This window comes from Bacillus sp. (in: firmicutes), assembly GCA_012842745.1.
Taxonomy (GTDB): Bacteria; Bacillota; Bacilli; order Bacillales; family Bacillaceae_J; genus Schinkia.
Map to the genome: position 1 here is coordinate 239,437 of DUSF01000056.1, position 12,738 is coordinate 252,174.

Here is a 12,738-nt window from a genome sequence, read left to right on the forward strand (position 1 = left end):
ACTTGCACATAAATATATTAAAGATAAAAAGGCACAAGTGGTAGTTTGTGCCTTTTTCATGTGGTGCTTACATATTTAAGTGACATTTACCCCTAAATTATGGTAAACAATTAGGTATATTGTAGTATAATGAGTGAAAAGGTCAAATTTTGGAGTGATAAAATTGGCTTATACAGTACCAGAAACGATTCGTTCTTCAGCTACAACAGGAGAAAGATTACTTTTTCGGACGTTAAAAACTTATTTGCCTGATGATTATATCGTCTATTATGAGCCCGAAATTCACGGAAAGCGCCCAGATTTTGTTATTATTGGTCCAGACTTGGGGTTATTAGTGCTAGAGGTTAAGGATTATACAAAAAATACACTATTTCAATTAAATAGTGACGAATGGACGTTAGTGACATCTGCAGGTGAACAAACGAAAACGAAAAGCCCTGTAAAGCAAGCACGGGACTATATGTTTCATATTGTGAATGTACTAAAGAAGGATAAAAACCTAGTTCATTTAGAAGGAAAATATCAGTTTCAACTCAAGTTTCCTTGTGGGTTTGGCACCGTCTTTACTCGTCTTCACCAAAAAGATTTTATTGAAAACGGCCTGTATAGTGTAATTGAGCCGTCATTGTCCCTAACAAGAGACGAGATTGATCCTGAAAAAGAGGCTTTTTCCGAGGAAAACCTAATTGAAAAAATCACCAATATGTTTGTTGTACCATATAGATTGAGGGCACCATTAGTAAAAGAGGAAATTGATGCAATCCGATATCACCTTTTTCCAGAAGTTCGGATTAGTGCCGAGTTTAAAGAGCCCGTCCCATACCAAGATCAGTTGCTTTTGTCGCTGCACGATATTAAAGCAATGGATTTACACCAAGAAAACCTTGCCAAGCAGATTGGCGACAAAAATCGCCTAATCCGTGGTGTTGCTGGAAGCGGTAAAACCTTAATTCTAGCAAGCCGCGCAAAATTACTAGTGAAGGATCATCCAGACTGGAAAATCCTAATTTTATGTTATAATATCTCGCTTTCACGCAGCATTGAACAAATGATTTATCATATGATGAAGGAGCCTGACAGCCTTTTCGATTTTGATTTTACAAAAGAAGATTCAGATCTGGCATGTTCTAACCATAATATTTTGGTTCGAAATTTTCATGCATGGCTTAAACATGATTTGAAAATTACTGAGAGAGAGATTCCAGCGATTATTGAAAAAATTGAAAAGGGCGAAGCCATTCTGCCAATGTACGATGCAATTTTGATTGATGAAGGACAAGACTTTGAAGTAGAGTGGTTTCAGCTTGTAAGCAGCTTGCTTAATCCTGAAACAAAATCACTGCTTTTAGTAGAGGATCGAGCACAAGATATATATAAGCGGAAAAGAAGCTATCTTCAGGACACAGGACTAAGCTTTCAAGGGCGTTCCAAAATTTTAAGTATCAACTATCGGAATACTGCTCAAATCGTTACATTTGCCTGGGATTTTTATCAAAATAATTCTTCTTTACAAAATAAAGTTGTTTCGAAAGAATATGAGGGCGAAATCATTGCGCCGCAAAGTACTAGAAGAAAAGGCGTAGAGCCAGCGATTGTAAAAGCAGCCAGCTTTTTTAAAGAAGCAAAAATAGTCGCTAGGCAAATTCGAAAGCTTCATGAGCAGTACAAAGTTCCGCTTTCGGAAATGTTAATCCTTTACCGGGTCAAAAAAACGTACAATATGAGTTACATAGATGTATTGAAACGTGCCCTTGACGAAGAAGGCCTTCGGTATTATTGGCTAACAGAAAACAGTGAATCAAAACGAAATTTTGATAAGGATCAGGATACTGTGAAAATAAGTACAATTGAAAGCAGCAAAGGGTTGGACTTTCAAGCTGTGTTTATCGTTAATGTTGACAATATGCCATTTGCGCTAGTAGAAGATAAAGAGCGGGAAGCTTCATTATTGTATATTGGCATGACTAGAGCGAAAGAATTTTTGTGCTTGTCATATTCGGGGGAATCAGAGTTTACTGAATATTTTGATCGGATTTTGGAGCAAAGGAAAGAAGAGAAAAAGTCTAGTGAAAAAAGCAGTTGAAGTGTTATTTTAGTTCAGAGTTATTGTTAAAGATACAATATTACAGTTGGTAAATTTCTATAAAAAAGAGGTGCGAATAAAATGATAGAATATCATAAATTAGTCCGAGATTATATCCCTGAAATAATCCAAAAAGACGGGAAAGAAGCAATATCTAAAGTCCTGTCAGATGAAGAATATAAATCCGAACTTCAAAAAAAGCCCATGAAGAATTAGCAGAATATATGTCTGCGAAAACCGATAAGGAAAGCATTTTGAAAAGGTCATTTCGAATAAATCGACCGGTCTCTATTATGGATCTGACAAGAATCCGAATGCAGATGCTGTTTTTGCGTCCGTTGTAACATTAAGTATGAAAAGACATCTTGCAGCTTTTAAACAAAAGGCTTTTGACTTAATTATTATTGATGAATTTCATCATGCGGCAGCCAATACATATCAGCGGGTATTAGAATATTTTGAACCAGAGTTCTTGCTAGGAATTACAGCAACACCAGACCGTATGGATAATAAAGATATTTATGGAGTTTGTGATGGCAATGTTGCTTACCAAATGCATTTTACAGAAGCGATTGAAAAACAGTGGTTAGCACCGTTTAAATATTATGGTGTTTATGATGAAACAGATTATACAAAAGTGAAATGGATTGGCACAAAATACGATCGTGAAGAGCTATTAGCAGTCCAATTAAGAGAGGACATGGCCCAAAAAACATTGAAGGCTTGGGCACAGCATAAGCAAACAAGAACACTAGTTTTCTGTTCAAGTATAAAACAGGCTGCATTTCTATCAAATTTTTTTAACGGTCATGGATTCAAAACAATAGCACTACATTCAGGACAAATTGAAGTTAGTAGAAAAGATGCAATTTTTTTACTTGAAAATGGAGAAATAGATGCTATTTTTACAGTTGATCTTTTCAATGAAGGTATAGACATACCCGCGGTTGATACTTTGCTGATTGTGCGCCCAACGGAGTCATTGGCAGTGTTTACACAACAGGTAGGCCGTGGCCTTAGACGTCATCGTGATAAAACGTATTGCACCATTATAGATTTAATAGGAAACTATCGGAATGCGGATTTAAAGCTGAGCTTATTTGATACTAGTAGAAATGAAAAAAAGAAAGCAAAGTTGGTAGACCCAATCCCGCCAGAATTATGTGAAATCAATCTTGAGTTAAACGTTATTAATTTATTAAATGAGCTTGCACATAAACGGCAGCCGCGAAGAGAAAAGCTCCTATTTGCCTATCAAGAGTTAAAAGAAGAACTAGGTAGAAGGCCGTCCTATTTGGAATTACATTTAAATGGGAGTGCTGAATCAAAGGAGTACAAACAAGAATTCAAATCATACGTCAGCTTTCTTCATTGGGCGGAAGAATTATCTTATGAAGAAAACGAAGTCTATGAAAAGTGCAAATCATGGCTTGATGAAGTAGAATCAACAGGCATGAGCAAAAGCTATAAAAGGGTTGTTTTGCTGGCAATGGAGCAGAAAAGTGGCATTTGCCAATTACACCGGAACAAGTAGCATCTTTTTTTTAAGAGTATTACCAGCAGAAAAAATACCAGATGATCATCGAGTTTTCAAAAGAGAAGGATAAAGGTGCTTGGCTTAATGATGGGACGAAATTAATCAATCAAATTAAAGCTATGCCAATGACCAAATGGAGCGGGAGTTCGAAAGGATTAGTGGAATTTAAGGGGAATCAGTTTAGGCTAACGTTTGAAATTGATAAAGCTCATTGGGACATATTGTATCGTTTTACTAAAGAAATATGTGAATACAGGTTGCATGAGTATTTTGAGCGGAAGGGGAAAGGGTAGGAAGTTAAAAAGAAAAAGTATCGAAGTGCCAAGCACATCAATATTACAGGGCATTTTATAAATATATCGAACTATTGAACTATTGAATTTTTATTTTTATAAATTGCAACACTAGTGGAAAAAGATAAATAATGGAAAACCTATGACAGACGTTTGGATTCTGCCTCATGTATCCCCAATAGAAAAAGAATTTGGATATCATCCCACACAAAAACCCTTACAATTACTTGAGCGGATTATATTGAGTTGCGCAAAACCATATGATTTAGTTCTTGATCCATTTAATGGTAGTGGAACTACTTCAGTTGCAGCTATTAAAAATAATAGGAGATTTATTGGTATTGAGAATAATAAAAGCTTTTTTGAAATTAGTTCTGAACGTGTAGCTTTTTTACAAAAATAAATTCTTCTAATACAATATAACCCTTTTCATTTATTATTTGTGATTTATTTGTTTAAGTAAAAATGTTATGATATAGTAGAAATTTTGTTCGTATATTTAATAGTTTTTTTGAAGTATAAGGGAGAGAAATATAGTGGCAAAAGTAATAAAAAAAAAGTTAGCTCAGCCTTTCCTAAAGTGGGCGGGTGGAAAGCGTCAACTGCTTCCAGAGATTCGTAAGTATGTTCCTAAAAGAATTAATACTTACTATGAGCCTTTCATCGGGGCTGGAGCTGTCCTTTTTGACCTACAACCTAAGAAGGCTATTGTAAATGATATTAACGTTGAACTTGTTAATGTCTACAATGTTGTTAAAGATAAAGTAGACGAGCTTATTGAGGAATTAAAAATGCATGAGAATAGAAATGATAGTGAATATTTCTATACTATGCGGGATCTAGATAGAGATAAGAAAAAGTACAACCAACTTTCCCAAGTGGAAAGAGCAGCGAGAATGATTTATTTGAACAAAACATGCTATAATGGTCTGTTTAGAGTAAACAGTCAAGGCCAATTTAATGTTCCTTTTGGTAAGTACAAAAACCCTCAAATAGTAAATGAGATTGTTTTAAAGGCTGTTCATAATTATTTAAGATTAAATGATGTAACTATATGGAATAAAGATTTTTCAGAAGTTATTAATTCAGTTAAAAAGGGTGATTTTGTTTACTTTGACCCTCCATATGATCCAGTTTCAGACACATCTTCTTTTACTGGATACAGCTTGGCTGGATTTAATAGGGATGACCAACTCAGACTAAGAGATGTATGTGTAGAGTTGGATAAAAGAGGATGCAAATTCCTGTTAAGCAATTCTGCTACTGATTTTATTAAAGAAAAATATAATGAAAAAGGATTCCATGTTGAAATAGTATCGGCATCTAGACATATCAACTCAGTGGCTTCTAAGCGTGGAAAAATTGATGAAGTGCTGGTGATGAACTATGACCCAAACAAAAACGGATAAAGCCTAGGAAATATTGTTTGAACGACATAAGATATTACAAAAGGTGCAACAAAAAGGCTTTTTTGAAATTAAAGCTAGTGAAATAAAGCATGTAAGAGAGCCAAGGTTAATGGCTAAATTTGACCACTTCAGCCACTTACCAAAGTTATTTAAGGACAATGGGTTATCAATATTACCTATCTCACGGTCTAGCTATGTAATTGGTGAGTTTGATGTTTATGAGAAGGTAACTTATAATCCGAAAATAAAACCAATTCAAGTAGAGTTTCCTAATGACATAACAACTATAGACCCTACTAATCTATATTCAGAAAGCTCAGCTCTCCATTGTGCTCATGTTACTGGTATGATGGAAATGGTCATGGGTGAACTATCTATCCAGACTATCTCGGGAAGAATGTCATCAAAAGAATTTGATTTTAATATAAAAGCTAGAATAGGTACTGACTGCCTCATTAAAATTAAGAATTCTCAGATTGAAATTGATGGGGGATATGAGGGTCAAAGAAAATTTATGATAGTGGAAGCTAAAAATGAGACTGTTGATGATTTCCACGTTAGACAGCTTTATTATCCTTATCGCTTATGGCAAGAAAAGACCTTTAAACAAGTTAAGCCAGTCTTTTTCACATTCTCAAATGACATTTTTAGCTTTTTTGTTTATGAGTTTACTGACCCTTCTAGGTACAACTCATTAAGACTTATCGAGCAAAAAGATTTTATTATTGCTCATGAGGCCCTGAAATTTGATGATATTGTTGAGGTATTTCAATCGGTTAAAACTGTTCCAGAGCCAGAGTTGCCATTTCCACAAGCTGACTCTTTCACAAGGGTTGTTGACTTGTTAGGTTTGCTAGTTGAGAATGATTTGAGCAATGATGAGATTACATTAAATTATGCTTTTGACGAAAGACAAACAGGCTATTACACTAGGGCTGGAATGTATCTTGGTTTAATGGAAACTTACAAAGATGAAAATAAAAGGATTATGTTCAGACTAACCAGAGCTGGAAAAGAAATATTGAGACTCAAAACAAAAGATAAATTCTTGAGGTTGACAAGTTGTATTCTATCTCATGTACCATTCAGGTTGGTATTGGCTGAGTATTTTCAAAATGGTGCCCCCCAGAAAAGGCAAGGGTAATTGAAATAATGAAAAATTGTAATTTGTACAACGTCAAGAAGGAGAGCACTTTTTTTAGAAGATCGTCGACTGTTATAGGTCGGATAAACTGGATTTTAGACTTACCAGAAACCTACTAGTGTGCTGAAACTTTGTAATTTACGGAAATGACGCAATCCTAGGTATAAAGTTCAGTCTATTTATACCAACTTTCCAACCCTCCTTAAACGCAACTAAGTAGCTGTTTTTCGGTTCAATTTCAGTTGGAAAGTCCATATTTCGTATGATTCTTCAAAATATAACTCGGTAAATTTGTTTGGAACAATCCTATAGAAATATGCAATCTGATTTTTTATAGCATTTGTGCTTTTTATTTTGCGGATCAGTTGCTTGAATGAAGTGTTTGCTATGGCAAGCACTTTTCGGTTTCTTTGTTAAAAATATTTTTACAGGCAGCGATTGTAACCATTCTCCAAAATTCTTCAATCATTTTTGCATCATTGAAGAAAGTTTTGAACCATTGTACAAAAGACGTTGGAACGCAATCGCTTGTATATGTGTAATAATGGTTCCTGTCCCAAAAGGGATCCTTATTTTTAATTCAAAAAATATCAAAGCCGATGAAATTTTACCCGTCGTAAAATTTCATCGGCTTTTTCATCACAGAAGGGGTTTTGTCCCAGCCACTTTCATAGGAATTATTATCATATTTGATTACATTGTGTACCATTGGTAGCGGTTTTCTCACCCCTGCATGATGTACAATGACTTTGAATACCATCAGGATTATTGTTTGTAATACGATGAATAGTGGTGCCAAAATAACTATCAGGATAAAAAACATGTTCTTGATTCGGGTTTCTTTGTGAACAACTTGGACATGATTTATATCCGTCAATACGGATTGAAGTATCTAATGGTTTATGGCAATGCTTACAATTCATATGGGTACCACCTTTCAATAATATGGAAAACTATTAATATATTACACTAATCTTTTAGTAAATACTACTTGTTTGTGAATGTGTAATCGAGATGCTGGGAGAACCCTTTTGTTTGGCGCTACTCTTTTCCAGTAGATTCATTTTTACTAGGTTGTTCATTACGTTTATTTATATTTATTTGTTTAGTTTTTAAAAGATTATTAGTTTCATTATGGTGGTTCAGTTTTTCGCTTTTAGGTGGTTCATAATTAGGGAAACGATTAAACACGTAAAGATTGCTTGACTGGGAGCCGTTTTGTCTTTCTGTTTCGTAGATTGTTAAAATTCCTAGTTTTTTTGCTTTTCCAATCATACGTTTAAAAGTTGCGCGGGAAATGCCACTATCGTTGTATTGTTCATGAATTGCTTTTAAGATTGTGCCAATTTTGGCGTTCGAAACACTTGGGATTTTTGCCGAATAGCGAACAAGACGTTTTAAGCCGACAAGTTCAGCTTTTGTAAACGCCTGTTTATGCTCTAAATACCACATTTCCATATGGCGATTAAATTCTCCTAAACTTGTGAATTGTGAGTATTGCTGAAATCCTTCAATTTGACCTGATTTTATATTCATTTTTTTGCACCACCCTTTCACTAAAGAAATAGTGTGATAGGTGGGAAAAGGGAGAAAAAAATATTGCCAATATTTTAAATTTCTTGCAGGATATTCGTAATTTATGTCGAAAAAGATAAAGAGCATTGACACTGATGATCTCCAATTGACAAAAGAATACCTCGATTTAAAATTTGATTTTATGTTTAAGCAATTATTCGGACAGCCCAGTCGAAAACACATTACTATTGCCTTTTTGAATGATCTTTTAGGAAGAACAGATGATGATAAGATCACGGATTTAACATTTGAAAGCACTGAATATATTAAAGAGACGGAAGATGGAAAAACCGTCAGATTAGATTTTTCAGTATTGACGACTGCTGGTGAAAATATTAATGTTGAAGTTCAAGTTACGAATCAACATAATATGCAGGAGCGGACGCTTTTTTATTGGGCTAAAATGTTTTCAAATACCGTTCATTCTGGTCAATCCTATGTGTTGGCTAAACCTACGATAATGATCTCCATTTTAAACTATCCACTTTTTCCATCAGAAACAGATTCATTTCATTCGATTTTTCATATTAAAGAAGACACAGAACTTTTCAATTGGAGCCAGCATCTAGAGTTCCATGTATTTGATTTAGGTGCGTTCATGGTACAATGGAGAAAATACCGCCGGAAAATGAGAAGCCTAGAAAAAAGTGAAGAGTTGCCATGGCTAATGATGCTATCGGCAGCGGATTATCAAAAGAAAAAATTGGATGAAGCAAGGAAAAAAGAGTTGATGGACTTACTTAGTAATCTTGAAGGTGCGCAAAGGTTGGGGGAAGAAAGAGGAATTAAAGAAGGTAAAAAAGAGGTTGCCTTAAAAATGCTTGAAAAAGGTTATGATATTGCAACTATTGCAGAAATCACAGGTCTTAGTGAACAGGAAATTCTGCAGTTAATAAATCAAAATTAATTCAGAAAAGAAATGTCGAAGTGCCTAGTACTTCGACAAAATAAATTTTAATTTAAACGCTAAAAGTAGTGTGATTTTAATCCGGAAATCCACTGCTTTTGTATTTATGAATCTTTCACATTTAATATGTGAATTTCCACACTAGACTGCTCCGCCTTTTTTCTTTTGTTAAGCAATAGCTTTATACAACCCAATCCACCGAACAACGCACTTACACTGGAGAATAGAAAAGCGGAGAAATAGGAATTTGCATATTCGATAAGAAACCCTGTTATAATAGGTGAGACTAATTGCCCTGTGCTAAAAAATACTGTCACGAATCCCATGGCGATTGTTATGTATTTTGGATGAATATATTCAATCACCGTAGCATTTATAATCGTTGGAACACCCCAAAGGGTCACGCCATATACAGCAGTAATTAAAAATAGTAGCACACTGTTTTCTGAGAAACTTAATGAGAGAAGAAGGAAACTTTGTGAAAAAAATACAATCATTAAAGTAAACATACGGCCTACACGATCGGAAAGGCTCCCCCAAATAAAACCACTGATGATACTAGTGATACCTGCAATCGCAAAAAATGTACCTGCCGCTTCATTTGTAAATCCTACATCAACAATAAGATAATCTACAAGAAAGGTCGAAAAAACTAAATAACTCATGCCCCAAGTAAAATAAATAAATCCTAGGAACCATATTGTTTTATTTTGATAAATAGTCGTTTCTTCACTGGCACCTGGTTGTTCCTTTATTAATAAAGCTTCTTGTCCTTTAACAATTGGCTTAAGGTTGAGATCCTCTGGTCTGTTTTTCAAGAATAATACGTTTAATAGAGTAATTAAAATTATAAGGGATGCAAGTAAATACCAGCCTATTCTCCAACCGTTATCCCCTGTTTGTTGAATAAGCATAGGCATTGTTAAGCCGCTAAAAACAATCCCAATCCCTGAACCACCCATAGCGATTCCTAGCGCCATGCCTCTACTTTTGCTTGCAAACCAATGACCGAGAAGTCCTAATGATGGCACGTAGGCTCCACCTGTTCCTAGACCAATAATCAAGCAGCCTAGAAAGGTGATATAGAAGTTTGAAGAATTTGCTGTCAGTACCATTCCTAACGCTATAAAGAATAATGAAAAAACAATGACTTTTTTTGCCTTGAATCGTATGACAAAATATCCAGCAACAATGACGGCGATAAAGTATCCTAAAAAAATGGAAGAAGCAAGATAGCCTGTTTCTTTGTAATCTAAGTGAAGGCCAGTTTTCATAAATGGAAGAATAGCACCAAATGAAAAGCGACCAAATCCGAGCGATGCTAAAACACAACATGTAATTAAAGTTAAAATGAACCAACCTTTATGAATATTTTTCATAACATTCACCCCTCTTAATTTTTTGATTATTCAAAATATTAACATTCTAAATTTTACATAAGCTTGATGGAATTGTAAAATAAAAAAGAATTGTACTTTATTTGAAAATGCAAGTGCTTATTTCTCTTTTGGTTTTTAATTCCGATAAATCTCATCAAGATAATTGACTAATATTAAAAAGCTTGTTAAAATAAACTCGACTGATTAATCAATCAAGGGGGTGAACGTTATTTCTGTTAAAGATCAAACTTCTGATCGAAGAAGCCAAATTCTTGAGGTAGCTTTGAAATTGTTTGCTACGCAAGGCTATCATAAAACGAAAGTTTCTGATATCGTTCATGCCGCAGGTGTCGCGCAAGGTACTTTTTATTGGTATTTTACAAGCAAAGAAGCTATTGCTTTAGAAATTATCAATAACGGACAAACTAATCTTATCGCTGTGATTTCTCAAGGTTATCGGGAGTCAAAGGGAACTGTTCAAGAAGTAGTAAAGGCGTCAGAAAAATTATTTGCAGATTTATTTACATACTCACAGCAAAATAGTTATTTTATGAAACTTTTATTAAAAGGAATAGGGACTGAGGATACCGTTCAATCCGCCATCCTAGAATCGCGACAAAAACTTGAAGAAGCGTTTCAAAACAATATTCAAAGGGCAACGGAGCTTGGGATTTTGCCAAAAAAAGACCCAGCCATTCAATCAGCGCTGTTGGTGAGTCTAATGGAAGGAATGTTAGAAAGGTGGTTATTCCGTCCACAGCTTAAGCATTCGAGTCTACAAAAGAAATCTGCGCAAGAACTTGCACAGGAAGTTGTAAAATTTGAGTTTTTTGGACTTTTAGGAATGTAAAAAAGAAAAAAGAAGGGGATTACGATGAATAAGAAAAAATCATTTTTTACGCTATTACTTGTATTAATGTTGAGTTTTATCATTAGCGCTTGTGGCGCGAACAATGGAACAAAAGAGCAAAAGGCGGGGGAAACTCCAACAACGAAAGAAGATACACAAGATGAAACAACTCTACTTGATGAAATTAAAGACCGCGGCATCCTGAAAGTGGGCTTAATGGGAACATACCGCCCTTACAATTTCTTGAATGAGAAAAAAGAAATGGATGGTTTTGATGCTGATATAGCGAAGGAAGTAGCGAAACGCTTAGGGGTAGAAGTTGAGTTTGTTGCTCAAGAATTTTCTGGTATGATTGCTGGCTTACAAGCCGAAAAATTCGATGTTGTGATTAGTCAAATGACGATTACTGATGAGCGAAAAGAACAAATGGACTTTTCTGATCCGTATATTACAAACCAAGTAAAAGTAATTGTCCATGAAAGCAATGACACGATAAAATCTGTAGAAGATTTTAAAGGTAAAAATATTGGTGTTGGTTTAGGAACAAATGATGAAACATATTTACGCACGAAATTAATGCCTGAAGTCGGTAAATTCAATATTATGACATATAATGATGTCATTACTACATTAAAAGATCTTGATGCTGGGCGCGTCGATGCAACAATCAACAATATCTATGCTATTAAACCAGTCGTTGAGCAAAATGGTTTTAAAATCAAAGCAGTTGGAGAAGCGATTAAATCCGACCGAGCAGGGATTGCTACTCGTAAAGGGAATGAAGAGCTTGTCAATGAATTAAACCGTATTCTCGCTGAAATGAAGGAAGACGGTACGTACAATGAAATTTTTGTAAAATGGTTTGAGGAAGAACCTCAAAGCTAGGAAAGGACACCAACTGAAAAATGGATGTTGTAATTGATAATTTGCCATTTTTATTCCAAGGAGCGTATTATACGCTCCTAATTACGATTGTATCGATGTTTTTTGGGTCAATCATTGCTGTGTTTGTGGCTGTAGCTAGGCTGAAAGGGAATCGACCGATACGCTGGCTTGCACGGGCATATGTGTCAGCTATACGCGGTACCCCAACCTTAGTTCAGATTATTATTGTTTATTATGGGTTAGTTGAATATGGGATTAAGTTTCAGCCACTGACAGCTGCGATTATTGCCCTCAGCATAAGTATTGGTGCCTATTTATCTGAAACGTTACGCGGGGCTTTACAGTCAATTCCAAAGGGGCAAATGGAAGCTGCTTATGCCTCGGGCATGACCACTTTTCAAACGATGCAGAGGATCATTTTTCCGCAGGCGATTCGCATTGCGATTCCACCAGCTGGAAATACATTTATTGGAATGTTAAAAGAAACATCACTTGTATCTGTCATCACAGTTACCGAATTATTGCGATCAGCGGAGTTATTAATTGCTCAATATTATATTTATATGCCAATTTATCTCTCAATCGCGCTTATGTACTGGATCATGAGTACAGGCTTTTCTTTTTTATTAGAAAGATGGGAGAAACGTTTATCAATCTATTTATAAGTTGGGGGATT

The 12,738-nt window shown here is 35.2% G+C and carries 8 protein-coding genes and 3 pseudogenes; 9 read left to right on the forward strand and 2 right to left on the reverse strand.

Features of this window, described 5'->3' with window-relative positions; genetic code table 11:
• The first annotated feature begins 163 nt into the window (after positions 1–163).
• From GX497_16215 to GX497_16235, 5 genes and pseudogenes are all read left to right on the forward strand, one after another.
• Positions 164–2,083, forward strand: a complete 1,920-nt coding sequence (locus tag GX497_16215) for an AAA family ATPase (GenBank protein ID HHY74736.1) — start codon at positions 164–166, stop codon at positions 2,081–2,083.
• A 265-nt stretch (positions 2,084–2,348) separates the two neighbouring features.
• Positions 2,349–3,913 (forward strand): annotated as a pseudogene (locus GX497_16220) (DEAD/DEAH box helicase).
• A 142-nt stretch (positions 3,914–4,055) separates the two neighbouring features.
• On the forward strand, positions 4,056–4,316 hold the full coding sequence (locus GX497_16225) for a site-specific DNA-methyltransferase (protein ID HHY74737.1): 261 nt from the start codon (positions 4,056–4,058) through the stop codon (positions 4,314–4,316).
• A gap of 145 nt (positions 4,317–4,461) precedes the next feature.
• On the forward strand, positions 4,462–5,322 hold the full coding sequence (locus GX497_16230) for a DNA adenine methylase (GenBank protein HHY74738.1): 861 nt from the start codon (positions 4,462–4,464) through the stop codon (positions 5,320–5,322).
• Positions 5,300–6,585, forward strand: a pseudogene (locus GX497_16235) (translation elongation factor). The gene GX497_16230 and the pseudogene GX497_16235 overlap by 23 nt, the downstream one beginning before the upstream one ends.
• A 958-nt stretch (positions 6,586–7,543) precedes the next feature.
• Here GX497_16235 and GX497_16240 read toward each other — a convergent pair.
• Positions 7,544–8,002 (reverse strand): annotated as a pseudogene (locus tag GX497_16240) (hypothetical protein).
• Between the two features lie 145 nt (positions 8,003–8,147).
• Between GX497_16240 and GX497_16245 the strand changes: the two are divergent.
• Entirely contained in the window at positions 8,148–8,948 is an 801-nt protein-coding gene (locus tag GX497_16245) for an Rpn family recombination-promoting nuclease/putative transposase (GenBank protein HHY74739.1), read from the forward strand.
• 104 nt (positions 8,949–9,052) lie between these two features.
• Here GX497_16245 and GX497_16250 read toward each other — a convergent pair whose 3' ends face one another.
• Positions 9,053–10,327 (reverse strand): YbfB/YjiJ family MFS transporter, encoded by a 1,275-nt coding sequence (locus GX497_16250; protein HHY74740.1) that lies wholly within the window; start codon positions 10,325–10,327, stop codon positions 9,053–9,055.
• A 229-nt stretch (positions 10,328–10,556) separates the two neighbouring features.
• Here GX497_16250 and GX497_16255 point away from each other — a divergent pair, with 229 nt between their 5' ends.
• From GX497_16255 to GX497_16265, 3 genes are read left to right on the forward strand one after another with little or no spacing between them, the layout of a single operon-like run.
• Positions 10,557–11,177, forward strand: a complete 621-nt coding sequence (locus GX497_16255; GenBank protein ID HHY74741.1) for a TetR/AcrR family transcriptional regulator — start codon at positions 10,557–10,559, stop codon at positions 11,175–11,177.
• Positions 11,178–11,201: 24 nt separating this feature from the next.
• A complete protein-coding gene (locus GX497_16260; GenBank protein ID HHY74742.1) occupies positions 11,202–12,062 on the forward strand; it encodes a transporter substrate-binding domain-containing protein in 861 nt (286 codons plus the stop codon).
• A gap of 20 nt (positions 12,063–12,082) precedes the next feature.
• A complete protein-coding gene (locus GX497_16265) occupies positions 12,083–12,727 on the forward strand; it encodes an amino acid ABC transporter permease (protein ID HHY74743.1) in 645 nt (214 codons plus the stop codon).
• The last annotated feature ends 11 nt before the right edge of the window (positions 12,728–12,738 follow it).